Annotated in this window: 25 protein-coding genes and 1 riboswitch; of the genes, 18 read left to right on the top strand and 7 right to left on the bottom strand. The window is 72.1% G+C overall.

All coding sequences use genetic code 11. From position 1 onward, the window contains the following. Positions 1-120 precede the first annotated feature (120 nt). The gene (locus OG937_15935; GenBank protein ID WUD73078.1) at positions 121-678 is read left to right on the top strand and encodes a sigma-70 family RNA polymerase sigma factor; all 558 of its coding nucleotides are present in this window, start codon (positions 121-123) and stop codon (positions 676-678) included. Further along, the gene (locus OG937_15930; protein ID WUD73077.1) at positions 675-1,373 is read left to right on the top strand and encodes a zf-HC2 domain-containing protein; all 699 of its coding nucleotides are present in this window, start codon (positions 675-677) and stop codon (positions 1,371-1,373) included. Before OG937_15935 ends, OG937_15930 begins: the two co-directional genes overlap by 4 nt. A gap of 124 nt (positions 1,374-1,497) precedes the next feature. Here the strand turns inward: OG937_15930 and OG937_15925 are convergent, their stop codons facing one another. After that, complete coding sequence (locus tag OG937_15925; protein ID WUD73076.1) at positions 1,498-1,950, bottom strand: MarR family transcriptional regulator; 453 nt, start codon at positions 1,948-1,950, stop codon at positions 1,498-1,500. A gap of 67 nt (positions 1,951-2,017) precedes the next feature. Here OG937_15925 and OG937_15920 point away from each other — a divergent pair, with 67 nt between their 5' ends. Both OG937_15920 and OG937_15915 read left to right on the top strand, forming a co-directional pair. Beyond that, complete coding sequence (locus tag OG937_15920; protein WUD73075.1) at positions 2,018-3,106, top strand: ABC transporter permease; 1,089 nt, start codon at positions 2,018-2,020, stop codon at positions 3,104-3,106. Positions 3,107-3,191: 85 nt separating this feature from the next. Further along, positions 3,192-3,977, top strand: coding sequence for a hypothetical protein (locus OG937_15915; protein WUD73074.1), 786 nt, complete (start codon positions 3,192-3,194; stop codon positions 3,975-3,977). Between the two features lie 75 nt (positions 3,978-4,052). Here the strand turns inward: OG937_15915 and OG937_15910 are convergent, their stop codons facing one another. The 4 genes from OG937_15910 to gcvT all read right to left on the bottom strand — a co-directional run bounded on the left by OG937_15910 (position 4,053) and on the right by gcvT (position 8,505). Then, positions 4,053-5,435 (bottom strand): L-serine ammonia-lyase, encoded by a 1,383-nt coding sequence (locus tag OG937_15910; GenBank protein ID WUD73073.1) that lies wholly within the window; start codon positions 5,433-5,435, stop codon positions 4,053-4,055. A 155-nt stretch (positions 5,436-5,590) separates the two neighbouring features. After that, complete coding sequence (locus tag OG937_15905) at positions 5,591-6,862, bottom strand: serine hydroxymethyltransferase (GenBank protein ID WUD73072.1); 1,272 nt, start codon at positions 6,860-6,862, stop codon at positions 5,591-5,593. A 64-nt stretch (positions 6,863-6,926) separates the two neighbouring features. Further along, a complete protein-coding gene (gcvH, locus tag OG937_15900; protein ID WUD73071.1) occupies positions 6,927-7,307 on the bottom strand; it encodes a glycine cleavage system protein GcvH in 381 nt (126 codons plus the stop codon). Positions 7,308-7,392: 85 nt separating this feature from the next. After that, the gene (gcvT, locus tag OG937_15895; GenBank protein WUD73070.1) at positions 7,393-8,505 is read right to left on the bottom strand and encodes a glycine cleavage system aminomethyltransferase GcvT; all 1,113 of its coding nucleotides are present in this window, start codon (positions 8,503-8,505) and stop codon (positions 7,393-7,395) included. A gap of 179 nt (positions 8,506-8,684) precedes the next feature. Then, positions 8,685-8,786, bottom strand: a riboswitch (glycine riboswitch). A gap of 268 nt (positions 8,787-9,054) precedes the next feature. On the opposite strand from gcvT, the gene OG937_15890 reads away from it, so the two are divergent. After that, on the top strand, positions 9,055-9,636 hold the full coding sequence (locus OG937_15890) for an AAA family ATPase (GenBank protein ID WUD78756.1): 582 nt from the start codon (positions 9,055-9,057) through the stop codon (positions 9,634-9,636). Positions 9,637-9,670: 34 nt separating this feature from the next. Here the strand turns inward: OG937_15890 and OG937_15885 are convergent, their stop codons facing one another. Continuing rightward, a complete protein-coding gene (locus OG937_15885; protein WUD73069.1) occupies positions 9,671-10,408 on the bottom strand; it encodes a hypothetical protein in 738 nt (245 codons plus the stop codon). Between the two features lie 189 nt (positions 10,409-10,597). On the opposite strand from OG937_15885, the gene OG937_15880 reads away from it, so the two are divergent. Together OG937_15880 and OG937_15875 are read left to right on the top strand one after the other, a co-directional pair. Further along, a complete protein-coding gene (locus OG937_15880; GenBank protein ID WUD78755.1) occupies positions 10,598-11,374 on the top strand; it encodes an enhanced serine sensitivity protein SseB in 777 nt (258 codons plus the stop codon). Positions 11,375-11,451: 77 nt separating this feature from the next. Continuing rightward, positions 11,452-12,237 (top strand): enhanced serine sensitivity protein SseB C-terminal domain-containing protein, encoded by a 786-nt coding sequence (locus OG937_15875; GenBank protein WUD73068.1) that lies wholly within the window; start codon positions 11,452-11,454, stop codon positions 12,235-12,237. 274 nt (positions 12,238-12,511) lie between these two features. On the opposite strand, the gene OG937_15870 is transcribed toward OG937_15875, so the two are convergent. Continuing rightward, on the bottom strand, positions 12,512-14,023 hold the full coding sequence (locus OG937_15870; GenBank protein WUD73067.1) for a DUF885 domain-containing protein: 1,512 nt from the start codon (positions 14,021-14,023) through the stop codon (positions 12,512-12,514). 323 nt (positions 14,024-14,346) lie between these two features. Between OG937_15870 and OG937_15865 the strand changes: the two genes are divergently transcribed. The 11 genes from OG937_15865 (at position 14,347) to OG937_15815 (ending at position 26,160) form a co-directional block, all read left to right on the top strand. Beyond that, a complete protein-coding gene (locus OG937_15865) occupies positions 14,347-15,339 on the top strand; it encodes an ABC transporter permease (GenBank protein WUD73066.1) in 993 nt (330 codons plus the stop codon). Positions 15,340-15,494: 155 nt separating this feature from the next. Continuing rightward, positions 15,495-17,219, top strand: coding sequence for an ABC transporter substrate-binding protein (locus OG937_15860; GenBank protein ID WUD73065.1), 1,725 nt, complete (start codon positions 15,495-15,497; stop codon positions 17,217-17,219). Between the two features lie 105 nt (positions 17,220-17,324). Beyond that, positions 17,325-18,323: an ABC transporter permease gene (locus tag OG937_15855; protein WUD73064.1), complete on the top strand. Its 999-nt coding sequence runs from the start codon at positions 17,325-17,327 to the stop codon at positions 18,321-18,323. Further along, a complete protein-coding gene (locus tag OG937_15850) occupies positions 18,320-19,435 on the top strand; it encodes an ABC transporter ATP-binding protein (GenBank protein WUD73063.1) in 1,116 nt (371 codons plus the stop codon). The genes OG937_15855 and OG937_15850 overlap by 4 nt, the downstream gene beginning before the upstream one ends. An 11-nt stretch (positions 19,436-19,446) precedes the next feature. Beyond that, a complete protein-coding gene (locus tag OG937_15845) occupies positions 19,447-20,502 on the top strand; it encodes a dipeptide ABC transporter ATP-binding protein (GenBank protein ID WUD73062.1) in 1,056 nt (351 codons plus the stop codon). Positions 20,503-20,527: 25 nt separating this feature from the next. Beyond that, on the top strand, positions 20,528-21,193 hold the full coding sequence (locus tag OG937_15840; protein WUD73061.1) for a trimeric intracellular cation channel family protein: 666 nt from the start codon (positions 20,528-20,530) through the stop codon (positions 21,191-21,193). A gap of 82 nt (positions 21,194-21,275) precedes the next feature. Next, positions 21,276-22,445, top strand: a complete 1,170-nt coding sequence (locus OG937_15835) for a cysteine desulfurase (GenBank protein WUD73060.1) — start codon at positions 21,276-21,278, stop codon at positions 22,443-22,445. A 150-nt stretch (positions 22,446-22,595) separates the two neighbouring features. After that, positions 22,596-23,759, top strand: a complete 1,164-nt coding sequence (gene mnmA, locus OG937_15830; GenBank protein WUD73059.1) for a tRNA 2-thiouridine(34) synthase MnmA — start codon at positions 22,596-22,598, stop codon at positions 23,757-23,759. An 86-nt stretch (positions 23,760-23,845) separates the two neighbouring features. Further along, the gene (locus OG937_15825; GenBank protein ID WUD73058.1) at positions 23,846-24,385 is read left to right on the top strand and encodes a TIGR00730 family Rossman fold protein; all 540 of its coding nucleotides are present in this window, start codon (positions 23,846-23,848) and stop codon (positions 24,383-24,385) included. A gap of 27 nt (positions 24,386-24,412) precedes the next feature. Then, entirely contained in the window at positions 24,413-25,102 is a 690-nt protein-coding gene (locus tag OG937_15820; GenBank protein WUD73057.1) for an SDR family oxidoreductase, read from the top strand. Between the two features lie 26 nt (positions 25,103-25,128). Further along, positions 25,129-26,160: a methionine synthase gene (locus tag OG937_15815; protein WUD73056.1), complete on the top strand. Its 1,032-nt coding sequence runs from the start codon at positions 25,129-25,131 to the stop codon at positions 26,158-26,160. Positions 26,161-26,166: the final 6 nt, after the last annotated feature.

Here is a 26,166-nt window from a genome sequence, read left to right as displayed (position 1 = left end):
GCCCGGCGGTTCAACGCCGGGCCGCGCGGTGTGAGGCGGCTCACCTGAACCCGCCCCGGGCGGGGGCCGTGTCTGCCTCGAGGCACCGCGGCACGGTCGGTGGGCGGACGGAGTGAGCGGATGGCGGCAATGCGGCCCCGTACCCGGCAGAGCCGGGGCACGAGTGACGAGGCGCTCGTCAGGGCGCTCTACGAGGAACACGGCAGGGCCCTGCTCGCGTACGCGACCCGCCTCACCGGCGACCGCGCCGCGGCCGAGGACGTCGTCCAGGAGACCCTGATCCGCGCCTGGCGCCGTCCCGACGCGCTGCTCAACGGCAAGGGCTCGGTGCGGGGATGGCTGCTCACCGTGGCGCGCAACATCATCACCGACCGGCACCGGGCCAGGGCCGCCCGTCCCACCGAGGTGGCCGAGTCGACGGCCACCGGGCCGGTGGAGCGCGACCACGCGGAGGCGGTGGTGGACGCCGTAGTCGTCATGGAGGCCCTGGAACGGCTCTCCGCCGACCACCGCGACGTGCTGTACGCGCTCTACTTCCGTGGGCAGAGCGTCGCCGAGGCGGCCAGGTCCCTGGGCATCCCCCCGGGCACGGTGAAGTCCCGGTCGCACTACGCCCTCAAGGCGCTGCGCGACTTCTGCCGGCAGGGGCCCGTCGAGATGGGGGAGGTCGCGGCATGAGCGCGCGGGAGCGGCACGACGGGGAGGCGCTCACCGCCCGTGTCCTGGGTGCGCTGAACGAGGAGGAGGCCCGCGCCGTGGACGAGCACGTCGTGTCCTGCCGGCCCTGCGCCGCCGAACTCGGGGAACTGCGCTCCCTGGCACAGGCCTTGGGCGACGTACCGCCGGAGGCCTTCCTGGACGGTCCGCCCGAGGGCGGGGAGCTGTTGCTGCAGCGGACGTTGCGTCAGGTGCGCGCCGAACGCGCCGGCGCGCGGCGCCGCCGGTGGGCGGCCGCCGGGGTCGCGGCGGCGGTGGTGGCGGCCGCCCTCCTCCAGGGCGGTGTGCTCATCGGGGAGCACCGGGCCGGGCAGGCGGTCCGGCCGCCGGCCGCGGCCCCGCCGCCGGGGCCCGTCCGCACCGCCTCGGCCACCGATCCGTCCACCGGGGCCCGGTTGACCGTGCGGCTCACCCCGGCCACCGCCTGGGTGCGGCTCCACGCCCGGGTCGGCGGCATCCCGGCGGGGGAGCACTGCCTGCTGGTCGTGGTGGCGCGGGACGGCTCCCGGCAGATCGCCGGCAGCTGGGTGGTGTCGCCGACCGGGGAGGGCCACGGCGTCATCCTGGACGGCTCGGCGGCGGTGGCCCCGGAGGACGTCGCCGCCGTCCTCGTGGAGACCGCCGGCGGCACGGCCTACGTGTCGGCGAAGCCCTGACCGTCCCGGGAGCCGGAGGCGGACCGCCCCCGACTCCCGCTTCCCGGAAGGGGTTTCGGGCTCCGCCGAAGGCAGCCGATGGTCAGGCGGCCTGCGGCGCGGGCGCTGGAGTCGACGTGAGCGTTCAATCACCCTCGGACAGCGCGTGCGGGTTGAGGGTCGCCAGCATCCGCTGCAGGTCGGCCCGGACCCGCTCGCGCTCGTGCGGGGCGAAGGGGGAGAGGGCCTCCTCCTCCGCGGGGGCGATGGCCCGCTCGGCGTGGACCGCGAGCTCCTCGCCCTCGGGGGTGACGCTGATCTCGATGATCCGTCCGTGCGTCGGATGTGCCCGCCGCTCCACCAGTCCGCGCTCGGCCAGCCCCTGTACGGCGGTGCCCATGGACTGCGGTGTGACCCCGCACCGGCGCGCCAGTTCGGCGCTCGACATGGCCCCGTTCACGCTCAGGCGCATCAGGGCGCTGAACTGCGCCTGGGTCAGTCGCAGTGGACGCAGTGCCTGCTCGATGCGGATCGCGTACGCCTGCGAGAGCTGCCAGATCAGATAGCCGATGTGCTCGCCGGGGTCGCGCAGGGGCATGCCGGGCGCCTTCCTTTTGTCTGTTAACTTATATAAGTCAGCTTACATGTTCGGGAGGAGCTTCTCCGTGGCCGACAGCGTGCTCATCACCGACGCTCAACCGCCGGCGGATCAGCCTCCATCACGCCACCGGCACCGGCACGTCCCGGGACCGCAGACCGACGCACCGCCCGCCCGGGCGGGACTGACCGGTCCGAAGGCCGTGATCACCCCGGTGATCACGGTGCTCGTCGTCGGGCTCTCCTTCGTGAGCGTCTTCCTCGCCGCCTTCCACACGCCCACGGCGCACCGGCTGCCGGTGGCCGTCGTCGCCTCGGACCACACGGCGGCCCTGTTCGACGTCCGCCTCCAGCGCATCGCGCCCGAGGCCTTCCAGGTCGACCGGTACCCCGACGCGGCGTCGGCCCGGCACGCCGTGGAGCACCGGCAGGCCTACGCGGCCTACCTGTCCGAGGACGGCGAGCAAAAGGTCGTCTACGCCGGCGCGAACGGCCCCGCGGTGTCCGCCCTGCTCACCCCCCTGGCATCCGTTCCGCACGGTGAGGGCCACAAGATCCCCGTGGTCGACATCCTGCCGCTGTCGTCCGGTGACAGCAGAGGGCTGTCGGTCTTCTACGCCTCCTTCGGGCTGATCCTGGCAGGGTTCCTGTTCGGCCAGCTGACCTACCAGGTCGCGCCACGGCTCTCCTTCAACCAGCGCGTCCTGAGCATCGGTCTCTTCGCCGTCCTCGGCGGCCTGGCCACCACCCTGATCGCCTGTACGGCCTTCGGCGCGATCCCCGGTTCCTTCCTCGGGATCTTCGGCGTCGTCACGCTCATGGCCGGCGCGGTCGCCGCCGCCACCGTCGCGCTCATCCGCGTCTTCGGCCCGGCCGGGGTGCTCCTGGGCTCCATCTTCATGCTCATCATCGGCAACGCCACCAGTGGCGGCGTCCTCCCGCCGTCGTTCCTGCCGGGCTGGCTGGAGCCACTGGCCTCCGTCATGCCGGCCGGTGTGGGCGTCCGTGCCATGGACGGACTCGCCTACTTCCACCACGACGGCCTGACCCGCGGGATCGTCATCCTCTGCTGCTGGATCGCGGCGAGCGTGGGCACCATGTTCCTGCTCGACCGCATCGCGTCCACCTCGGGGATCGTGCACGCGGCCACCCGCTGAGCGCGGACGGCTGCTCCCCGGGTCGTACCCGGCCCGCCTTCCCCGGGACGACGACCTGCCGCACCGTCCCCGGCAGGCTGGGGTCATGGCGACGACCACCACCCCCACCGCGCCGGGACGGACGCAGGACGGCCCTCGCACGGCCGACCGCCTGTGCCACGCGACCGGAGCCCTGCTGATCCTGTCGGGCCTGTTCCACCTCGGCGTCCTCGCGGTGGACGGCGGCCCGTGGGACGGGCCGGTGTCCTGGCGCAAGCCCGTGACCTTCGGGCTCTCCTTCGGCCTGACCCTCCTCGCGGTCGTCTGGGTCACCTCGTACCTGGACGTCGGCGCGCGCCCGCGCACCGTCCTGCTCGCCGTGTTCGCCGCCGACTGCGTGGTCGAGGTCGGCGGCATCACCGTGCAGGCGTGGCGGCACGTACCCTCGCACCTCGACATGGAGTCCGGCTTCGACACCGCCGTCTCCATGACGCTCGCGGCCGGCGGCGCCGTGCTCGTCGCCGTCCTGTCGGCCTTCGCCGTCGCGTCCTTCCGGCACCGCCCCACCGGCCCCGCCGGCATGCCCCTCGCCCTGCGCTCCGGTTTCGCGATCCTGCTCGTCGCCCTGCTCTCCGGCGCCGCCATGATCGGCCGCGGCGTCTACCTCACCCGCACCGGCCACCAGAGCGCCGCCTACGCCTCCACGGCCCCCCTCAAGCCCCTGCACGGCGTCAGCCTCCACGCCGTCCTCGTCCTCCCCGCCCTCGCCCGGCTGCTGTCCCGCACCCGGCTGGCCGCCCCGGCGAAGACGCGCATCCTCCGCGCCGCCGTCGCCCTCTACGCCCTCGCGGTCGCCGCGACCGGCGTATGGGCGGTGCTCACGTACCGCTGACGCCGCCCACGGGGGCGCTCCCGCGGTCCGGGGCCATGACGCCGGCGCCCCGGCGGGCCGGGGTGCGGGGTGGCGTCAGCACTCGATGACGTTTACCGCGAGGCCGCCGCGGGCGGTCTCCTTGTACTTGACCTTCATGTCGGCCCCGGTCTCCTTCATGGTCTTGATGACCTTGTCGAGGGAGACGTGGTGCCGCCCGTCCCCGCGCATCGCCATGCGCGCGGCGGTGACGGCCTTGACCGCGGCCATGCCGTTGCGCTCGATGCAGGGGATCTGGACGAGCCCGCCGACGGGGTCGCAGGTGAGCCCGAGGTTGTGCTCCATGCCGATCTCGGCGGCGTTCTCGACCTTCTCCGGGCCGCCGCCGAGGACCTCGGCGAGGCCGCCCGCGGCCATGGAGCAGGCGGAGCCGACCTCGCCCTGGCAGCCGACCTCGGCGCCGGAGATGGAGGCGTTCTCCTTGAAGAGCATGCCGATCGCGCCCGCCGCGAGGAGGAAGCGGACGACGCCGTCCTCCTTCTCCGCCTCCGTCGACTGCCCGGCCACGAAGTTCACGTAGTAGTGCAGCACGGCCGGGATGATGCCGGCGGCGCCGTTGGTGGGGGCGGTGACGACGCGGCCGCCCGCGGCGTTCTCCTCGTTGACGGCCATGGCGTAGAGGGTGACCCACTCCATGGCGTGCGCCACCGTGTTGCCCTCGGCGCGCAGCTGGCGGGCGGTCGCGGAGGCGCGGCGGCGGACCTTGAGGCCGCCGGGGAGGATGCCCTCGCGGGTCATCCCGGCCTTCACGCAGTCCTGCATGACCTGCCAGATCTCCAGCAGGCCCGCGCGGATCTCGGCCTCGGTGCGCCAGGCCTTCTCGTTCTCCAGCATCAGGCCGGAGATGGAAAGACCGGTCTCCCGGGTGAGCCGGAGCAGCTCGTCCCCCGTGCGGAACGGGTACTTCAGCACGGTGTCGTCGAGCTTGATGCGGTCCTCGCCGACCGCGTCCTCGTCGACGACGAAGCCGCCGCCCACCGAGTAGTAGGTCTTCTCCAGCACGGGCGCGCCGGCCTCGTCGTACGCGAAGAGCGTCATGCCGTTGGCGTGGTACGGCAGCGAGCGGCGCCGGTGCAGGATCAGGTCGTCCGCGGCGGAGAACGGGATCTCGTGGACGCCGAGCAGGCTGATGCGGCCGCTGCTGCGGATGTGCTCGACCCGCTCGTCGGCGGTCTCGACGTCGACGGTGCGGGGGGAGTGGCCCTCCAGGCCCAGCAGCACCGCCTTGGGGGTGCCGTGGCCGTGGCCGGTCGCGCCGAGCGAGCCGAACAGTTCGGCGCGCACGGAGGCCACGCCCGCCAGCAGGTCGTCGTTCTTCAGCCGCTGGGCGAACATCCGCGCGGCGCGCATCGGGCCCACGGTGTGGGAGCTGGACGGGCCTATGCCGATCGAGAAGAGGTCGAAGACGGAGATGGCCACGGTGCGATGACTCCTCGGGTTCGCGGACCCCGTTGTCCGCGGGCGGCCGGCGGGGTCGCCGCCGGGGTGGTACGTGTTGCGGCGTGGGTGCGCCGCACTTGTTCCAGTGTGCGGGACCGCCCTCATGGCCGGCCCCGCACACCGGGTGACGCTCGCTACTTCAGGCCGGGGTACAGCGGGTGCTTCTCGGCCAGGGCGGTGACCCGGGCGCCGAGCGCCTTCGCGGTCCCCGCGTCGAAGCCCGGCTTGAGGGCCTCGGCGATGACGTCGGCGACCTCGCGGAAGTCCTCCGCGCCGAAGCCGCGGGTGGCCAGCGCCGGGGTGCCGATGCGCAGACCCGAGGTGACCATCGGCGGACGCGGGTCGTCCGGGACGGCGTTGCGGTTGACCGTGATGCCGATCTCGTGCAGCCGGTCCTCGGCCTGCTGTCCGTCGAGCTCGCTGTGGCGCAGGTCGACCAGGACCAGGTGCACGTCGGTGCCGCCGGACAGCACCGAGACGCCCGCCCCGGTGACGTCGGGCTGCGTCAGCCGCTCGGCGAGGATCTTCGCGCCCTCCAGGGTGCGGACCTGGCGGTCCTTGAACTCCTCGGTCGCCGCGATCTTGAAGGCGACCGCCTTCGCCGCGATGACGTGCTCCAGTGGGCCGCCCTGCTGGCCGGGGAAGACCGCGGAGTTGATCTTCTTGGCGAGCTCGGCCTTGGACAGGATGACGCCGCCGCGCGGGCCGCCCAGCGTCTTGTGCGTGGTCGTGGTGACGACGTCCGCGTACGGCACGGGGGAGGGGTGCAGCCCCGCCGCCACCAGGCCGGCGAAGTGCGCCATGTCGACCATCAGGTACGCGCCGACCTCGTCGGCGATCCGCCGGAAGGCCGCGAAGTCCAGCTGCCGCGGGTACGCCGACCAGCCGGCGATGATCAGCTTCGGCCGGGACTCCTTGGCGAGGCGCTCGACCTCGGCCATGTCGACCTGACCGGTCTCGGCGTCCACGTGGTAGGCGACCACGTCGTAGAGCTTGCCGGAGAAGTTGATCTTCATGCCGTGGGTCAGGTGCCCGCCGTGGGCGAGGTTCAGACCCAGGATCGTGTCGCCGGGGTTCAGCAGCGCGAACATCGCGGCCGCGTTGGCCTGCGCGCCCGAGTGCGGCTGGACGTTGGCGTGTTCGGCGCCGAACAGCGCCTTGATCCGGTCGATCGCGAGCTGCTCGACGACGTCGACGTGCTCGCAGCCGCCGTAGTAGCGGCGGCCGGGGTACCCCTCGGCGTACTTGTTGGTCAGCACCGAGCCCTGGGCCTGGAGCACCGCGACCGGAGCGAAGTTCTCCGAGGCGATCATCTCAAGGGTGGACTGCTGGCGGTGCAGTTCGGCGTCGACGGCGGCGGCGACGTCGGGGTCGAGCTCGTGCAGTGAGCTGTTGAGAAGCGACATCAGGGGGGTCATCCGTCCGGAGGTCGGAGTGGACAGGGCGGAGCGGTCGGGAGGTCCCGAGCGGTCAGTTGCCGGTGAAGGCGGAGTACTCGTCCGCGGAGAGCAGGTCGGCCGGCTCCTCGGAGATCTTCACCTTGAACAGCCAGCCGCCCTCGAAGGCCGCCGAGTTCACCAGCGAGGGGTCGTTGACGACGTCCTCGTTGACCTCGGTGACCTCGCCGGAGACCGGGGCGTACAGGTCGCTGACCGACTTGGTCGACTCCAGCTCACCGCAGGTCTCGCCCGCGGCGACCGTGTCGCCGACCGCCGGGAGCTGGACGTAGACGACATCGCCGAGGGCGTTCGCCGCGTGCTCGGTGATGCCCACCGAGGACACACCGTCCGCGTCGGCGGCCGAGACCCACTCGTGCTCCTTGCTGTACCGCAGCTGCTGAGGGTTGCTCATGGCGTGAATTCTCCTGGATGACGGTATGTGCTGGTGAACGGCTGTCTTGACAGGTGGGACGGCTGTGCCGGATGTGACCGGTGCCTCAGCGCTGCCGCTTGTAGAACGGCAGGGCGACCACCTCGTACGGCTCATGCGTACCGCGGATGTCCACGCCCACGCCGGAGGCGCCCGGGGCGGCGTGCGCGGCGTCCACGTAGGCCATGGCGATCGGCTTGCCCAGGGTCGGGGACGGGGCGCCGGAGGTGACCTCGCCGACCACCTCGCCGCCCGCCACCACCGGATAGCCCGCGCGGGGGACCCGGCGGCCCTGCGCGACCAGGCCGACCAGCTTGCGCGGCGGCGCGGCCTCGGCCTTCGCGGCGGCCGCGGTCAGGGCCTGCCGGCCCACGAAGTCACCCGGCTTGTCGAACTTCACGACCCGGCCGAGCCCGGCGTCGAAGGGGGTGAGCGCGGTGGTCAGCTCGTGCCCGTACAGCGGCATGCCCGCCTCCAGGCGCAGCGTGTCGCGGCAGGACAGGCCGCACGGCACCAGGCCGGCGTCCGCGCCCGCCTCGGTCAGCGCCTGCCACAGCTTCTCCGCGTCGGCCGGGGCGACGAACAGCTCGAAACCGTCCTCGCCGGTGTAGCCCGTGCGTGCGATCAGCGCGGAGACGCCGGCGACGGTGCCGGGCAGGCCCGCGTAGTACTTCAGCCCGTCCAGGTCGGCGTCGGTGACCGACTTCAGGATGCCGGGGGACTCCGGACCCTGGACGGCGATCAGCGCGTACGCGTCCCGGTCGTCGCGGACGGCGGCGTCGAAGCCCGCCGCGCGCTCGGTGACCGCATCCAGGACGACCTGGGCGTTGGAGGCGTTGGCGACGACCATGTACTCCTGGTCGCCGAGGCGGTAGACGATCAGGTCGTCGAGGATGCCGCCGTCCGGCGCACAGATCATCGTGTAGCGGGCACGGCCCACGGCCAGCGCCGAGATGTGGCCGACCAGCGCGTGGTCCAGGGCCTCGCCCGCGGCCGGACCGGTGACCGTGATCTCGCCCATGTGGGACAGGTCGAAGAGACCGGCCCGGGTCCGCACGGCGGTGTGCTCGTCGCGCTCGCTGGCGTACCGCAGCGGCATGTCCCAGCCCGCGAAGTCGGTCATGGTGGCGCCGAGGGCGCGGTGCAGCGCGTCCAGTGCGGTACGGCGGGGTTCACTCATCGGGCGGGCTCCCAAGGCAAGGAAACGACGGATAGGGCCATGACGGGCAGGCCCTCCCCATCTGTCATCGGAACCTGAGAGGTTCACCTGGACCCTCCGAGCGGAGGAGTCCCGGTTTGCACCTTGGGTGGGACGGCGCCCCGTCGGCCGGGGCGGACTCGTCCGCTTTTCAGATGTGCCTCGGACGCGCGGTATCTGTGCCTGAGAGATTCAAGGGAGGACTTGCTCCTTCGGCGCCCCACCCCGCCGTAGCGGTGCGGAAACTCTCCCGCGCGGCCTCGAACGGCCGGTATGAGATTGAGGCCGCCATCATTGCACGGGCTCCTGCCGTTGTCGCGATCGCGTCCCGGATGTCCCGGTCCGGTTCCGATCCGGTAGTAACCCCGCCGTTTCTCTGGGTAGGCAAAGACACAGGATTTACCATTTCTTGAACGTCGGACCCGGAGGCGAGCTGTGCGGTGGCAGAGTGCGTATGCGACGGCCGGAGGCCCGGCCGTGTCCCGGCCGGTACCGGCGCGGGCCGGGGAAGCGCGCCGCGGGGGCCGGGCCGTGCGGCCGCGCCGGCTCCTCGACCTGCGGCGGGGGCGCCGGCCCGTGCGCACCCTGCGCTACCCGGCGGGCGACGTATTGATCGTCTCCGGCCTCCCGGGCGGCGGGAAGAGCACCCTCATGCGGCGCGCGACGGGCGGTGCCCGCCTGATCGACTCGCAGGACGTACGGGAACGCTGGCAGGCCCGGCTGCCGCGGCTGCTGCCGTACGCCCTCTACCGCCCCCTGGTGCGGATCGCGCACTACGCGGGGCTGTGGCGGGCGCTGCGCTCGGGCGACAGCGTCGTCCTGCACGACTGCGGCACCCTGCGCTGGGTGCGCGCGTGGGTCGCCCGTCAGGCCCGGCGTCGCGGGCGGGGCATGCACCTGGTGCTGCTGGACGTCCCCTTGCGGACCGCGCTGGACGGCCAGCGCGAACGCGGCCGGGGGGTGTCGACGTACGCCATGGTCCGGCACCGCAACGCCTCCCGCCGCCTGCTGGCGGAGGCGGAGGCCGGCCGGCTGCCCGCGGTGTGCGCCTCGGTGGTCCTGCTGGACCGCGAAGCGGCCCGGGAGCTCGAGGCCATCGACTTCGACGGCTGAGCGGCCGGGCCGCGACGCGTGAGGGACGGCACCGCTACGGAACCTGCGGTTCCGCCACGCCCTGCGGCGCGAACTGCGCGTCGGGCGACAGCTGCTCCCCCTGGTCGTCGAGGGGGATCGGCAGCGTAATCGGCAGCGGCAGTGCGCCGGTGAGCAGCTTCGGCACCGCCAGCAGCAGGGCCTGCAGGTCGGCGACGACGGTGGCGACACCGGCCGTCACACCCGCGAGGTCCTTGGCCAGCACCTTGGCCAGCAGGTCCGTGACGTCCTGGACCAGCTTGGTGAGCGCGTTCTTGACGTCGGTGACGGCGTCCGCGGCGCCCTGGTCGCCCGGCCCGCCGATCTGGTCGACGGCGCTCAGGTCACCCGGCTGGCCGGGATCGACCGGCTCCAGGCCCGGTTGTGGCGCGCCCGGATCGAACGCCGACGGGTCGGTGACACCGGGAGATACCGCACCAGCCTGGTCGAGGACCGAGGCCAGCTGCTGGCTCGCCTCTTCCAGACCCCTGCGGAGTTCCTCCAGTTTCGCCGAGTCAGGGGCTTCGACCTGGGCTTCCTGCGTGAGCTTGGCGCCGATGGACAGCGTGTCACCCAGCTTGGCGATGAGTTCGGCGTCGCCCGTCTCCGCCGCGCGGGCGGCGAGGTGCTCGACCTCGACGGCCGTGCTCCGGGTGGGGGCGTGGGCACTCGCGACACCGCCGGTGAGGCCCATCGTCAGCGAGGCGCAGACAGCCGCCGCTATGAGGGTGGAGTTGATCCTGGTGATGCGCATGTCGAGATATCTCCCGGTTGAGGGTTTTCTCCTTGCTCGTCCTACCTTCGGAGCCGTCGTGACGCTTCGCAACCGGACGATCGCATCGTGTGACGGCCGCGGGATGCGGGGGTCGCGCGCGCCCGCCGCCGGATAGGGTTTCCACGGAGCGCACCACCACAGGAAATTGCGAGGCGAGACGCAGTGAACATCCCGGGGCAGCGGATACCGGACGGCTTCGCCCCGGCGGGCCACGGTGGCGGCGGCTGGCCCGCCAACGAACTCGAGGAAGTGCTCTCCGCGGCGCTCGGCGACCCGGGTGCCACGGCCCGCGTCCTGGAGGTGCTCGGGCGCTCGCAGTTGTGGATCCCGCTGCCGAACGGCGGCGGCCCCGACAGCACCGACCTCGACCTGCCGACCCTCGAACTCGAAGGCGGCGTCTACGTCCCGGTCTTCAGCTCCGAACAGCAGTTCCTCGCCGCCGGTTCCGGCATGAGCTTCGCCGTCGCCCCCGCCCGCGAGTTCGCCCGCGGGCTGCCCCCGCAGCTCGGGATCGCCGTGAACCCCGGTGGCGCGGTGGGCATCCCGCTGCCGCCCGCCGCCGTGATGGAGCTGTGCCGCACCGACCGCGAGCCCGGCACCCCGACCGGGGCCCGGGTCCGGCTGTGGGAACCCTCGCCGGACGAGGAGCCGGTCGACTTCCTGGCCGCCGCCGCGGGCGAGTTCGCCGTGCTCCCCGTCGTGCTCTCCGCCCGCCGCGCGCTGGCCAGCGTCGAGGGCGATCCCGCCACGCTCTTCGTCGGCGTCGAGCTCGACCGCTGGCAGGAGGAGGACCGGGCCGCCGCCATGGCCGCCCTCGGGCGCGCGCTCGGCGCCGTACCGCTGCCCTGGCAGGTCAACCTGGTGCTGCTGGACGTCGCACAGGACCCCATCGGCGACTGGATGCTGGAGCGCGTGCGACCCTTCTATGTCGGCACGGGCGCATAACCTGGGTCCGACACGACACCCGAGGCATTCGGCGAAGCAGACGACGCGGACGAGGCAGACGCGGAAGGGCGGGACACGTGAGCGCCGGCGTGGGAGGGGGCGGGGGGCTGGAGCATGCGCTCCGGCAGGTGACGCCCGGTAGGTACGACGCCTACGAGGAAGTGCTGCGGACCCTCGCCGACAGCCAGGTGTGGATGCTGCTCTGGCAGGGCACCCCCGGCGGGTCGGACGCGCAGTACGGCAACATGGAGGTCGCCGGCCACGGCTACGCACCCTGCGTGACCTCACCGCAGGAGTTCTCCGCCTGCGGCTGGAACCGGGCCCACGAGGTGGTCTCCGGTCGCGAGATCGCGGCCTCGCTCTTCCCCGACCGCTGGGGCCTGTGGCTCAACCCGCACGCCCCCGGCGGCGGCGTCGGCATCCCCTGGCTCGACCTGCGGCGCGTCTGCCTCGGGCTCGACCGCTCCCCGGCCGGACCGCTGCGGATCGGCGAGCCCGCGCTCCAGATCCCCCAGTACTACGCCCTGTTGTCCCAGCAGGCCCATCGCACCCAGGCCGTCCGCTCGCTGCGGCGCGCATGGGTCCAGCCCGCGCTGGGCGAGCCGTACCTCGCGATCGGCGTCGACCTCTACGACGCCGGGCCCCAGGCCGCCGAAACGGTGCGCCTGATGATGCAGTCCGCCCTCGGGGCGGTGCCGCAGGGGCTGCCGGTCGCCACGGTCGCGCTCACGGACGAGTACGACCCGGTGGGCATGTGGATGCGGGCCTCCGCGCAGCCCTTCTACTCCCGCGACGCCCATGGCGCACCGGGTGCGCCGGGTGTCCCCGGCACGACGTACGGCTGGGCCCCCCAGCCCTACTGAGGCCTCCGGCGGTTTCCGGGGGTCGCTGTGCCTGTTCGTCGGCGGCTTGCGCGCCGTTGCGCCTGCGGCGGGCTCTTCCCGTCCGCCCACCCGTGCGGCGCCGTCGGCGGGTGCGGGTGGCCCCTGTGGGTGGTGGCGGTGCGTCGGCGGCCTGCCGCCCGCCCCCGCGTTCAGGCAACGGACGGGCGGGCGGGAGACGGCCCGCCGCAGGCGCAACGCACCCGCACCCGCCCACGCACCACACCGACGACGCCGGCCCCGCGGGGGCCGCCCCTCAGAGGACCGCGTCGATGAGCCCCAGCGGCGGGCTCCCCAGCTCCAGCAGCGCCCCGTGGAACCGCTGCAGCGAGAACTCGGGCCCCCAGGCGCGCCGAGCCCGCTCGCGCAGCCGCATGATCTCCAACTTGCCCCAGGTGTAACGGCCGTACGCCGCGTCGAAGGTGCCGCGCCGTGCCTCGGAGGCCGCGCCGGCCCGGGCGAGGTGGGCGTCCCGCATGAAGCGCTGCGTGGCCTCCTCCAGCGTCATCGCCCCCGTGTGCAGCCCGATCGCGCACGCGAGCCGGGTGACGCGCACGAGCGCCTCCAGGGCGACGCCGATCGCGAAGCGGGGGTCGCGGGCCCGGAAGCCCTCCTCGAGGCAGACCTCCTCGACGTAGTGCGCCCAGCCCTCGCAGAAGGACAGCGAGTGCAGGACCCGCCGCACCTGCGTGGGTGCGTGCCGCAATGCCCTGCCGTGGGCGAAATGGCCGGGCGCCACCTCGTGGACGGTGATCGCCGGCAGGCTCGTACGGCTGAAGACCGAGAGCCACTCCTCGCGTTCCTCCTCCGGCCAGTCCGGCTCCGGCGGGGTGACGTGGTACCAGGAGGCGGAATCGGCCTCCTCCGGGGCGGCCCAGGTCATCATCGCCATGGACCAGCGGCGCGACGGCGGTGCCGGCCCGACGAGGCAGTCGCCGTCGAGCCAGGGCACGAGCCCCCGCTGCCGGGTGAACTCGATGACCTCGTCCGTGAGCCGGGCGGCCTCGGGGATGACCCCGTCCGCGTCCGGATGGTCGGCGAGCAGCCGGGGGATGAGCTCGTCCACGGTGGCCTTGGGGTCCAGCCGTCCGCAGGACTCCGTGAGGAGCCCGGTGAGCCGGTCCCGCTCGCGCTCGGCCTCGTCGGCGAGCGCCGAGAGGTCGACCCGCAGGCCTTCCTGACTGCCCATCAGGAGCGCCAGTGCCTCCCCGCCGAGCCGCGGGTCGGGGTCGCCGGTCTCCGCGGCACGGGCGATGTGGTCGACCAGCCGGGCGTGCGCGGCGAGCGCCGGACCGGCCTCCGGCTCCCGGTCCGGGTCGAGGCCGGCGGCCAGGCCGCGGACCGCCCCGAGGAGTGCCCCGGCGACCGGGGCGCTCACCCGGTCGAGCGACGCGATGGCCGCGTCGACGGCGTCCGGCCACTGCCGGAGGTGGCGGCTGCGGGCCTCGGCCAGCTCCTCGCGGGGCGCGTACTCGCGGTCGTACGCGGTGAGTTCGAGGTTGGACAAATGCGGATATGGGTCACGCCGATGCAGTTCCAGCTCGCCGTACTGGACCTTGAGGGTGTCCTCGAAGACCGACAGGTGCCGCTCGTCGTGGGGGTCGGGAAGGGCCGGTTCGCGGAGCCGGGCGTGGGCGAGCGAGGACAGTCCGCGGCGGACGCCGTCGGGTGACAGGTCCTGCACCTGGCCGTCGTACTCGTGGAGTCCCGCCATCTCCCTGACCACGGGGACCATCAGGTCGCACACCGAGCGAAGCCGATCATTCATGGCATCGAAGGTAGCGACTCCCATCGCATCGCGGCGATCTGTCAACGCGCGTAACACTGCGGTAATAACGGACGAAGGCTCACCACATCACGGTTGCGCATCGCTTCCCTGTGGGGTCTGGCGCGTGATCCACGCCCCATGAAGACTCGCGCACCAAGGCGGCTCACACGTCGCCTTAACGATTCATCACAAGCCAAACACACAGCCCAGCGCCACCGCACCACCATCAAGAGCTCCGCCCGACATGGTCGGTCCGCTCCGTCGACCCGGGCGGACGGCCAGGCGAAGCCGGCCACCGCCGGCAGGGGGATGCACGAGGAGACATGACAGCACCGCTGCACGACACCGCCGAGACGGCCGTCGCCGACGTCGCCGCCGACATACCCGCGAAGGCCATCGAGGGGCGTTCGCCCGGGCGTATCGCATGGATGCGCCTCAAGCGCGACAAAGTGGCGCTGGCAGGCGGCGTGATCGTCGTCTTCCTCATCCTGGTCGCGATCTTCGCCCCCCTCATCGTCAGCGCCCTCGGTCATCCGCCGAACGACTTCCACGAGAACAAGATCGACCCGCTCTTCGGCACCCCCACCGGCAAGTGGGGCGGCATCAGCGGGGATTACCTCTTCGGTGTGGAGCCGGTCAACGGCCGCGACGTCTTCAGCCGCATCGTCTACGGGACGCGGATCTCCCTGCTGGTGGCCTTCCTGTCGGCGATCGTCGCGGTGGTCCTCGGCACCTTCTTCGGCATCATGGCCGGTTACTTCGGCGGCTGGGTCGACGCCGCCATCGGCCGCGTGATGGACGTCCTCCTGGCCTTCCCCCAGCTGCTCTTCATCATGTCCCTGGTCTCGGTCATGCCGAACTCGCTGCTGGGCTTCAGCGGCACCGGCGTTCGCATGGGCGTCCTGGTCGTCGTCATCGGGTTCTTCGGCTGGCCGTACGTCGGGCGCATCGTCCGCGGCCAGACCCTGAGCCTGAGGGAACGCGAGTACGTCGACGCGGCCCGCAGCCTCGGCGCCGGCCGCGGCTACATCCTCTTCCGGGAACTGCTGCCCAACCTCGTCGCCCCGATCACCGTCTACGCGACGCTGATGATCCCGACGAACATCCTCACCGAGGCCGCCCTGAGCTTCCTCGGGGTCGGCGTGAAGCCGCCCACCTCGTCGTGGGGACAGATGCTGTTCAAGGCGCTGTCCTTCTACGAGACGGACCCGATCTTCATGCTGATCCCGGGCCTGGCGATCTTCATCACCGTGCTCGCCTTCAACCTCTTCGGTGACGGCGTACGGGATGCGCTGGACCCGAAGGGCTCCCGCTAGCCCTCGCACACCGCCCCTGCCATTCCCGTCAGGTGGCTTCTCACCGAGAAGGACCGCAGGTCCGCCGAAAGTCGCGGACCGCGAATCACGGAGGTTACGAAAAAGTGACATCCCCACGCTCATCGAGGCGCAGGCTGGCCGCAGGGACGGCCGTCGTGGTCGCCGCACTGCTGTCCACCGCCGCTTGCGGCGGAGGCGGCGGTGGCGGCAAGTCCGACGGCAACGCCAAGGCCCCCGGATTCAACGCCGCCGTCAACAAGGTGGCGAACGCGTCCGACAAGAAGGGCGGCACGCTCAAGTTCATCGGGACGCAGGACGCCGACTCCTGGGACCCGCAGCGTGGCTACTACGGCTTCATGTGGGACTTCGCCCGGTACTACACCCGTCAGCTGGTCTCCTTCACCCCGGAGCCGGGTCTCGGCAGCACCACGCTGAAGCCGGACCTCGCCAGCGGCCTCGCGAAGGTCAGCGACGGCGGCAAGACCTACACGTACACCCTGAAGGACGGCTTGAAGTGGGAGGACGGCTCCCCGCTGACCTCCAAGGACATCAAGTACGGCATCGAGCGCATCTGGGCGCAGGACGTCATCTCCGGCGGCCCGATCTACCTGCAGCAGGTGCTCGACCCCAAGGGTGAGTACAAGGGCCCGTACAAGGACACCTCGCCCGACAAGCTCGGTCTGAAGGCCATCGAGACGCCGGACGACAAGACCATCACCTTCCACCTGGCGACGCCGAACAGCGACTTCGAGCAGATGCTCGCGATGCCGTCCGGCTCCCCGGTCCCCGCGGCCAAGGACACCGGCGCGAAGTACGGCCTCAAGCCGTTCTCCAGCGGCCCGTACAAGTTCGAGTCGTACACGCCGAACAAGTCGATGGTCCTGGTCCGCAACACCAACTGGAGCGCGTCCACCGACGACCTCCGCAAGGCGCTGCCGGACAAGATCACGGTCACCCTGACCACCAACGCCGACGACATGGACAAGCGCCTGATCAACGGCGACTACGACCTGGACCTCAACGCCACCGGCGTCGGCCAGGCCGCGCGCGCCGAGGTGCTCGGCAAGAACAAGGGCAACGCCGACAACCCGGACACCGGCTTCATCCGTTACGCGGTCTTCCCGACCACGGTCAAGCCGATGGACAACATCCACTGCCGCAAGGCGGTCATCCTCGCCGCCGACCACAAGTCGCTGCAGACCGCCCGTGGCGGCCCGCAGGCCGGCGGCGCCATCGCCCCGAACATGCTCCCGCTGGGCATCAAGGGCGCCGACGGCAACTACGACCCGTACAACGTCCTGAAGGACACCTCGGGCAACGTCGAAGAGGCCAAGAAGGAGCTCAAGGCCTGCGGCCAGCCCAACGGCTTCAAGACCACGATCGCGGTCCGCAACAACAAGCCGATCGAGATCGCCACGGCCGAGTCGCTGCAGGAGTCGCTGAAGAAGGTCGGCATCACCACCGAGCTCGACGAGTTCGACGGTGCGCAGACCTCCGGCATCATCGGTGCCCCGAAGACGGTCAAGTCCAAGAACTACGGCATCATCATCATGGGCTGGGGCGCCGACTTCCCGTCGGGCCAGGGCTTCCTCCAGCCGCTGGTCGACAGCCGGTTCATCCTGGAGAGCGGCAACAACAACTTCGCCGAGATCAAGGACAAGTCGATCGACGGCCTGTTCGACCAGGCGCTGCAGCAGACCGACGCGAACGCCGCGGCCGAGCTGTACAAGCAGATCAACCAGAAGGTCTCCGAGGGCGCGTACTACCTGCCCTTCACCTTCGAGAAGAACATCATCTGGCGCAGCTCCCGCCTGACCAACGTCTACACGGCCGACGCGTACAACGGCCGCTACGACTACGCCTCGCTGGGCGTGCAGTAACAACCCTCGAATCGATCGAGTGCCACACCCGCTAGGCACGAAGGGCAGGTGATGGCCGCGTGCGGCGGCCCGGGTAACCCCCGGGCCGCCGCCGGGCCGAGCACAGTGCTTGCATACATCATCCGGCGACTGTTCGCTGTCGTCGTCATGTTGCTGGTCATCACGTTGGTGACCTTCGGGATCTTCTTCCTGATCCCCAAATGGGTCGGAGTCGACCCCGCCACCTACTTCATCGGGAAGCAGGCGGATCCGGCCTCCCTCGAGGGCATTCGGAAGAAGATGGGCCTCGACGATCCCATCCTCGTGCAGTTCGGCAAGTTCCTGTGGGGGCTGTTCGCCGGGCGTGACTACGCCAACGGCGCGGACGTCACGCACTGCCCCGCCCCTTGCTTCGGCTACTCCTTCCGCAACGAGCAGGCGATCTGGCCGGTCCTGACGGACCGTCTCCCGGTGACCCTGCAGCTGGCCGCCGGCGCCTGCGTCATCTGGGTGATCGTCGGCGTCGGCACCGGTGTCGTCTCCGCCCTCAAGCGCGGCTCCGTACTGGACCGCTCCCTGATGACGGTGGCGCTCGCCGGCGTCTCGCTCCCCATCTACTTCACCGGCATGATCGCCCTCGCGGTGGTCGTCTACGGGCTCGGATGGATCGACGGCCAGTACGTGCCGTTCGGTGATTCACCATCCGGCTGGTTCGGCGGCATGCTCCTGCCCTGGGTCACGCTCGCCTTCCTCTACGCCGCCATGTACGCCCGGATGACCCGGGCCACCATGCTCGAGATCATGGGCGAGGACTACATCCGCACCGCGCGTGCCAAGGGCCTGCGCGAGCCGGTCGTCATCGGCAAGCACGCCATGCGCTCGACGATGACCCCGGTGCTCACCATCCTCGGCATGGACCTCGGCGCCCTCGTCGGCGGCGCGATCCTCACCGAGACGACGTTCAGCCTGCCCGGCATCGGCCAGGCGGCGGTGAAGGCGATCTCGGACAAGGACTTCCCGCTGATCCTCGGCGTCACGCTGATCGCGGCCGTCGCCGTGGTGGTGGCCAACCTCCTCGTAGACCTGCTGTACGCCGTCGTCGACCCGCGCGTGAGGCTGTCATGACCGACCTCCCCATCCAGAAGTCCGGCACCGGGGCGGATGCCGCGCCGAACGAGCCGGTGGCCGGGAAGGCGGGGCAGCCCACGGCGTTCCTGGAGGTCCGCGACCTCAAGGTGCACTTCCCGACCGACGACGGTCTGGTGAAGTCCGTCGACGGCCTCTCCTTCCAGCTGGAGAAGGGCAAGACCCTCGGCATCGTCGGCGAGTCCGGCTCCGGCAAGTCGGTGACGTCCCTGGCGATCATGGGTCTGCACCGGGCCGGCCAGTACGGCCGCAGCAAGGCGCGGATGTCCGGCGAGATCTGGCTCGACGGCAAGGAGCTGCTCTCGGCCGACCCGGACGAGGTCCGGCGGCTGCGCGGCAAGGACGCCGCGATGATCTTCCAGGACCCGCTGTCCGCGATGCACCCCTACTTCACCGTCGGCGCGCAGATCGTCGAGGCGTACCGGGTGCACCACGACGTGTCCAAGGCCGTGGCCCGCAAGCGCGCGATCGAGATGCTCGACCGCGTCGGCATCCCGCAGCCCGACAAGCGGGTCGACGACTACCCGCACCAGTTCTCCGGCGGCATGCGGCAGCGCGCGATGATCGCCATGGCGCTGTCCAACAACCCCGACCTGCTCATCGCGGACGAGCCGACCACCGCGCTCGACGTGACCGTGCAGGCGCAGATCCTGGACCTCATCCGGGACCTGCAGAAGGAGTTCGGCTCCGCGGTCATCATCATCACCCACGACCTCGGCGTCGTCGCCGAGCTCGCGGACGACATCCTGGTGATGTACGGCGGACGCTGCGTGGAGCGCGGACCGGCCGACAAGGTCTTCTACGAGCCGCAACACCCCTACACCTGGGGCCTGCTGGGCTCGATGCCCCGCCTGGACCGTGAGCGCACCGAACGGCTCAACCCGGTCAAGGGCTCGCCGCCGAGCCTCATCAACATTCCGTCCGGCTGCGCCTTCCACCCGCGCTGCCCGTACGCGGAGCTCACCGGCGGCGCCAGCACCACCGTCGTTCCGGAACTGCGCGAGGTCGGCAGCCGGCACCACGCCGCGTGCCACCTGGGCGCGGCGGACCGGGAGCGCATCTGGACCGAAGAGATTGCGCCGAAGCTGTGAAAGGCCAGGAGATGACGATCCCCCAGCAGTCGACCGCCGACGGGTCGGATGCGCTGCTCAAGGTGAGCGGCCTGGTCAAGCACTTCCCGATCACCAAGGGTCTGCTGCGGCGCCAGGTCGGCGCGGTCAAGGCCGTCGACGGCATCGACTTCCACGTCAACCCCGGGGAGACCCTCGGCGTGGTCGGCGAGTCCGGCTGCGGCAAGTCCACCATGGGCCGGCTGATCACCCGGCTGCTCGAACCGACCGGCGGGAAGATCGAGTTCGAGGGCCGGGACATCACGCACCTGGGCACCTCGGGCATGCGCCCGCTCCGCCGCGACGTGCAGATGATCTTCCAGGACCCGTACTCCTCCCTCAACCCGCGGCACACCGTCGGCACCATCGTCGGCGCGCCGTTCCGGCTGCAGAAGGTGCAGACGGAGAACGGGGTGAAGAAGGAGGTGCAGAACCTCCTGGAGCTGGTCGGCCTCAACCCCGAGCACTACAACCGCTACCCGCACGAGTTCTCCGGCGGTCAGCGGCAGCGCATCGGCATCGCCCGCGCGCTGGCGCTCAAGCCCAAGCTCGTGGTCGCGGACGAGCCGGTGTCGGCGCTCGACGTCTCCATCCAGGCCCAGGTGGTCAACCTCCTGGACGACTTGCAGAGCGAGCTCGGCCTGACCTACGTGATCATCGCGCACGACCTGTCGGTCATCCGCCACGTGTCGGACCGCATCGCGGTCATGTACCTCGGCAAGATCGTCGAGGTCGCCGACCGCGAGGACCTGTACACCAAGCCGATGCACCCGTACACCAACGCGCTGCTCTCCGCGGTGCCGGTGCCGGACCCGAAGCGGCGCGCCAAGCGCGAGCGGATCCTGCTGACCGGCGACGTCCCGTCGCCGATCGCCCCGCCGCCCGGCTGCCGCTTCCACACCCGCTGCTGGAAGGCGACCGAGGTCTGCAAGACCACGGAGCCCCCGCTGGCCCTCCTGGCCACCGGGCACCAGGTGGCCTGCCACCACCCGGAGAACACCGGCGACTCCGGCAGCGGCACGGCCGGGAAGACGGCCGAGAAGGCCTAGCCACCCACCCGGCACAATGAGGCCGGTGCAAACCGAACTGTTCAGCCACTCCGTCCAGCACGTGCTCGACCTCGTCGGAATCTTCGTCTTCGCGATCTCCGGCGCGCTGCTCGCCGTACGCAAGAACTACGACGTCTTCGGCATGGCGGTCCTCGCCGAGGTCACCGCGCTGGGCGGAGGGCTGATCAGGGACCTGATCATCGGGGCGGTCCCGCCGGCCGCCTTCACCGACCTCGGCTACTTCCTGACCCCGCTGATCGCCACCACGGTGGTGTTCTTCCTGCACCCCCAGGTCGAGCGGATCAACACCACCATCAACATCTTCGACGCCGCCGGCCTCGGGCTCTTCTGCGTCGCCGGCACCACCAAGGCCTACGACTACGGCCTCAACCTCACCGCCTCCGCCACCCTGGGGCTCGCCACCGCCGTCGGCGGCGGCGTCCTGCGCGACCTGCTCGGCAACGAGGTCCCCTCCCTGCTGCGCTGGGACCGCGACCTGTACGCGGTGCCGGCCATCGTGGGGGCCACCGTCGTGGTGGTGCTCATCAAATTCCAGGCCCTGACCCCCGGCACCGGGGTGCTCGCCGTCATCAGCGCCTTCGTCCTCAGGCTGCTGGCCATGCGCTTCCACTGGCGCGCCCCCCGCGCCTGGCACCGGCGCACCACCGCGGCGGAGGAGCTCCACCTGTAGCGGGGCACCACCCGGCGCGGTGGGCCCCGGGGCGGGCCTCGGTCCGGGAGGGGGCTGCGGCGCCCGTAGAATCACGCTCATCATGGCCTACCTCGACCACGCCGCCACGACCCCGATGCTGCCGGAGGCCGTCGAGGCGATGACCGCGCACCTCGCCGTCACGGGCAACGCATCCTCCCTCCACGCGGCCGGCCGCCGGGCCAGGCGCACGGTGGAGGAGTCCCGGGAGTCCCTGGCCGCCGCGCTCGGCGCCCGCCCCAGCGAGATCGTCTTCACCGCGGGCGGCACCGAGGCCGACAACCTTGCGGTCAAGGGTCTGTACTGGGCCCGCCGCGACGCCGACCCCCGGCGCACCCGGGTCCTCGCCAGCCCCGTCGAGCACCACGCCGTCCTCGACGCCGTCGACTGGCTCGCCACGCACGAGGGCGCCCGGGTCGAATGGCTCCCGGTCGACGCCTACGGGCGCGTCCACCCCGAGGCCCTGCGCGAGGCCATCGCCCGCGACCCGGGCGATGTGGCCCTCGCCACGGTGATGTGGGCCAACAACGAGGTCGGCACGATCTTCCCGGTCACGGAACTCAGTGCGGTGGCCCGGGAGTTCGAGGTGCCGCTGCACTCCGACGCCGTCCAGGCCCTCGGGCAGGTCGAGGTCGACTTCGCGGCGTCCGGGCTCGACGCGATGACCGTCACCGGGCACAAGGTCGGCGGCCCGTACGGCGTCGGGGCCCTGGTGCTCCGGCGCGAGATCGGCCCGGTCCCCGTCCTCCACGGCGGCGGCCAGGAGCGCGGCGTACGCTCCGGCACGCTCGACGTCCCCGCGGTCGCCGCGTTCGCCGTCGCCGGGACGCTCGCCGCGCAGCGGCGCGAGGACTTCGCCCGGGAGATCGGCGCCCTGCGCGACGACCTGGTCGCCCGGGTCCGCGAGGCCGTCCCCGAGGCCATCCTCAACGGCGACCCCGCCCCCGGCGGCCGCCTCCCCGCCAGCGCCCACTTCTCCTTCCCCGGGTGCGAGGGGGACTCCCTGCTGATGCTGCTCGACGCCCAGGGCATCGAGTGCTCCACCGGGTCCGCGTGCACCGCCGGCGTCCCCCAGCCCAGCCACGTCCTCCTCGCCATGGGCGCCGACCCCGACCTCGCGCGGGGCTCCCTGCGCTTCTCCCTCGGGCACACCTCGACGGCGGAGGACGTCGCGGTCCTCGGCGAGGCGATCGCCCCCGCCGTGGCCCGCGCCCGCAGCGCGGGCCTGATGTAGTGCCTGCGGCGGGTGGGAGGCAGCCCGCCGCCGGCGCAACGCCCGCACCTGCCCGGCACCGCACCCACCACCACCCGCCCCGCCACGCACCGCGTTCCCGACGACCGGCCCCGCAGGACGCCCCGGGGGCGCCGTACCCTAGGAGGCGCTATGACTGACTTCCCCGGTGCACCCACAGGCCCTGGCGACGGCCGTCGCCTCCGCGTGCTCGCCGCGATGAGCGGTGGCGTCGACTCGGCCGTGGCGGCCGCCCGCGCCGCCGAAGCGGGGCACGACGTCACGGGCGTGCACCTCGCCCTCTCCGCGAACCCGCAGTCGTTCCGCACCGGAGCCCGCGGCTGCTGCACGATCGAGGACAGCCACGACGCCCGCCGCGCCGCGGACGTCATCGGCATCCCCTTCTACATCTGGGACCTCGCCGACCGCTTCCGCGCGGACGTCGTCGACGACTTCGTCGCCGAGTACGCCGCGGGCCGTACGCCCAACCCCTGCCTGCGCTGCAACGAGAAGATCAAGTTCGCCGCGCTGCTCGACAAGGCGATCGCCCTCGGCTTCGACGCCGTGTGCACCGGCCACTACGCCACCGTCGTGGCCAACCCCGACGGCTCCCGCGAGCTGCACCGCGCCTCCGACGCGGCCAAGGACCAGTCGTACGTCCTCGGCGTCCTCGACGAGCGGCAGCTGGCGCACGCCATGTTCCCGCTCGGCGACACCCTCACCACCAAGGACGAGATCCGGGCGGAGGCGGCCCGCCGCGGCCTGTCCGTGGCGAAGAAGCCGGACAGCCACGACATCTGCTTCATCGCCGACGGCGACACCCAGGGCTTCCTCGCGCGGCGCCTCGGCACCGCCGACGGCGACATCCTCGACGAGGACGGCAACCGCCTGGGCACCCACTCCGGCGCCTACGGCTACACCGTGGGCCAGCGCAAGGGGCTGCGCCTGGGCGTGCCGGCCGCCGACGGCAAGCCGCGCTACGTGCTCGACATCTCGCCGGTGGACAACACGGTGACCGTCGGCCCGGCCGAGGCCCTGGACGTCACGGCCCTGACCGCCATCCGCCCGCGCTGGTGCGGCACCGCACCCGACGGTGCCGGGCAGCGCGCGTACACCGCGCAGCTGCGCGCCCACGGCGACGACGTGCCCGTCATCGCCGAGCTGGCCGGCGGCGAACTGCGCGTCCGTTTCACCGGCGGAGCCGTCCGCGGCGTCGCGCCGGGCCAGGCGGTCGTGCTCTACGACGGCACGCGCGTCGTCGGCTCGGCGACGATCGCCACGACGGAGCGCAGCCGGCCGGCAGCCGCGAGCGCCTGAGCAGCCCCGGCACCGGGCGCGGGGTACGGAACGGGCCGGGCGGCCCCCCTGCCCGGCGCCCGGCGCCATGCGCGAGACTGGCCCGCATGAACATCTGCGTCTTCCTCTCCGCCGCCGACCTCGAGCCCCGCTACACCGAACCCGCCCGCCAGTTCGCCGAGTTGATCGGCAAGGGCGGGCACACCCTGGTGTGGGGCGGCTCGGACGTGGGCCTGATGAAGGTGATGGCGGACGGAGTGCAGGAGCACGGCGGGCGCCTGGTCGGGGTCTCGGTGGAGTTCCTCGCGGCCAAGGCCCGTAAGGGCGCCGACGAGATGGTGATCGCGGCCGACCTCGCCGAGCGCAAGGCGGAGCTGCTGGCCCGCGCGGACGCCGTGGTGGTCATGGTGGGCGGCACCGGCACGCTGGACGAGGCGACCGAGATCCTGGAGCTGAAGAAGCACGGGCTGCACACCAAGCCGGTCGTCCTGCTCAACACGGCGGGCTTCTACGACGGGCTCAAGGAGCAGTTCCAGCGCATGGACGAGGAGGGCTTCCTGCCGCTGCCCCTCGCCGACCTGGTGTTCTTCGCCGAGGACGGCGTCTCGGCGCTCGCCTATCTGGAGGAGAACGCCGGCATCGCGTGAGCCGCGGGGGATGACAGCATGGAGCCCATGTCGATTCACCTGATCACCGGCGCCGGCTCCGGCATCGGCGCCGTCGTGGCGCAGCGCCTCCTCGACCGCGGCGACGAACTGTGGCTGCTGGCCCGCAACGCCGGACGCGCCAAGGAGCTGGCCGACCGCTTCCCGGGCGCGCGCACCCTCGTCGGTGACCTCGCGGAGCCGGAGCGGCTGTCCTGGGCCCTGGGCCATCAGTCGCCGCCGGACCGGCTGGACTCCCTGCTGCACGTCGCGGGCGTCGTGGACCTGGGGCAGGTCGGCGAGCTGACCCCGAAGACCTGGAACCGGACGCTCGCCGCCAACCTCGTGGGCCCGGCCGAGCTGACCCGCCTCGTCCTGCCCCAACTGCGGCTCTCCCGCGGGCACGTGGTCTTCGTCAACTCCGGCGCCGGGCTGAACGCGCACGCCGAGTGGGGCGCCTACGCGGCCAGCAAGCACGGCCTCAAGGCGCTCGCCGACTCCCTGCGCCACGAGGAGCACGCGAACGGGGTGCGGGTCACCTCCGTCTACCCGGGCCGCACCGCCACGCCGATGCAGGCCAAGGTGCACCAGCAGGAGGGCAAGACGTACGACCCCTCGCGCTGGATCGCCCCCGAGTCGGTGGCGACGGCGATCCTGACGGCGGTCGACCTGCCGCGGGACGCCGAGATCAACGACCTGACGATCCGGCCGGGAGCCTGACCGGCGCGCCGACGTAGGCTGCACCGGTGAGCACGGAAGCAACCGAAGCGAAGTTCCGGCTGCCCGAAGGGGCGGCCACCGGTGTGGGTTCGATGCCGGGAGGTGACGCGCGCGAGGCGGCGCGGACGGCGACCGGCGCGCTGGAGGCGCTGCCGTTCCTGCCGGAGCTGCCCGCGCGCGGCCCGGGCGCGGACATGATCGGCCGCACGCTCGGGATGCTCGTCGAGCTGTACGCGCGCGTGGAGCCCAGCGGATGGCGGTTCGGTGACCGGCCGGGCCGGGACACCCGCCGGGCCGGGGCGTGGCTGGGGGAGGACCTGGACGCCCTGGAGGAGTTCACCCAGGGCTACGAGGGCCCCCTGAAGCTCCAGGCGGTCGGGCCGTGGACGCTCGCGGCCTCCGTCGAGCTGAAGAACGGCGAGGCGGCACTTTCCGACCCGGGGGCCTGCCGTGACCTGGCCGCCTCGCTCGGCGAGGGACTGCGACTGCACCTGGAGGACGTGCGCCGGCGTGTGCCCGGCGCGAGGCCCGTGCTGCAGCTGGACGAGCCCTCGCTCACCGCCGTGCTCCAGGGCCGGGTCAGGAGCGCCAGCGGCTACCGCACCCACCGCGCGGTGGACCGCGGTGTCGTCGAGGGTGCGCTGCGGGACGTCATGGCGGCCGTGGGCGGTGTGGACGGCGTGCCGGTGATCGCGCACTCCTGCGCGCCGGAGGTGCCCTTCGCGCTGCTGCGGCGGGCCGGGGTGGCGGGGGTGTCGTTCGATTTCTCGCTGCTCGCGGAGAGTGACTGGGACGCCTTCGGCGAGGCGGCCGAGGCGGGAACCGCGCTCTTCACCGGTGTCGTCCCGGGGACCGACGCCCCATTGTCGGACCCTGCGGGTAGCGTCAGTGGTGTTCGGGCGCTGTGGCGCAGGCTGGGGCTGTCCCCGGGGGATCTGGGCACCTCCGTGGCGGTGACCCCGTCCTGTGGTCTGGCGGGGGCCTCGCCGGCCTATGCCCGTGCCGCCCTGGTGCACTGCGCGAAGGCGGCACGCTCGCTCGTCGACAACCCTGAGTGAGGATGG

It is taken from the genome of Streptomyces sp. NBC_00510 (assembly GCA_036013505.1).
In the GTDB taxonomy this organism is placed as follows: domain Bacteria; phylum Actinomycetota; class Actinomycetes; order Streptomycetales; family Streptomycetaceae; genus Actinacidiphila.
The sequence above is the reverse complement of the archived record's forward strand: the minus strand, read 5'-3'. Positions and strand labels throughout refer to the sequence as shown.

Bases quoted from the DNA above. Each gene is read 5' to 3' on its own strand.
- OG937_15935 (WUD73078.1), top strand. From the start codon at position 121: ATGGCGGCAATGCGGCCCCGTACCCGGCAGAGCCGGGGCACGAGTGAC.
- OG937_15930 (WUD73077.1), top strand. From the start codon at position 675: ATGAGCGCGCGGGAGCGGCACGACGGGGAGGCGCTCACCGCCCGTGTC.
- OG937_15925 (WUD73076.1), bottom strand. From the start codon at position 1,950: ATGCCCCTGCGCGACCCCGGCGAGCACATCGGCTATCTGATCTGGCAG.
- OG937_15915 (WUD73074.1), top strand. From the start codon at position 3,192: ATGGCGACGACCACCACCCCCACCGCGCCGGGACGGACGCAGGACGGC.
- OG937_15905 (WUD73072.1), bottom strand. From the start codon at position 6,862: ATGTCGCTTCTCAACAGCTCACTGCACGAGCTCGACCCCGACGTCGCC.
- gcvH (WUD73071.1), bottom strand. From the start codon at position 7,307: ATGAGCAACCCTCAGCAGCTGCGGTACAGCAAGGAGCACGAGTGGGTC.
- gcvT (WUD73070.1), bottom strand. From the start codon at position 8,505: ATGAGTGAACCCCGCCGTACCGCACTGGACGCGCTGCACCGCGCCCTC.
- OG937_15885 (WUD73069.1), bottom strand. From the start codon at position 10,408: ATGCGCATCACCAGGATCAACTCCACCCTCATAGCGGCGGCTGTCTGC.
- OG937_15870 (WUD73067.1), bottom strand. From the start codon at position 14,023: ATGAATGATCGGCTTCGCTCGGTGTGCGACCTGATGGTCCCCGTGGTC.
- OG937_15865 (WUD73066.1), top strand. From the start codon at position 14,347: ATGACAGCACCGCTGCACGACACCGCCGAGACGGCCGTCGCCGACGTC.
- OG937_15850 (WUD73063.1), top strand. From the start codon at position 18,320: ATGACCGACCTCCCCATCCAGAAGTCCGGCACCGGGGCGGATGCCGCG.
- OG937_15845 (WUD73062.1), top strand. From the start codon at position 19,447: ATGACGATCCCCCAGCAGTCGACCGCCGACGGGTCGGATGCGCTGCTC.
- OG937_15835 (WUD73060.1), top strand. From the start codon at position 21,276: ATGGCCTACCTCGACCACGCCGCCACGACCCCGATGCTGCCGGAGGCC.
- mnmA (WUD73059.1), top strand. From the start codon at position 22,596: ATGACTGACTTCCCCGGTGCACCCACAGGCCCTGGCGACGGCCGTCGC.
- OG937_15825 (WUD73058.1), top strand. From the start codon at position 23,846: ATGAACATCTGCGTCTTCCTCTCCGCCGCCGACCTCGAGCCCCGCTAC.
- OG937_15820 (WUD73057.1), top strand. From the start codon at position 24,413: ATGTCGATTCACCTGATCACCGGCGCCGGCTCCGGCATCGGCGCCGTC.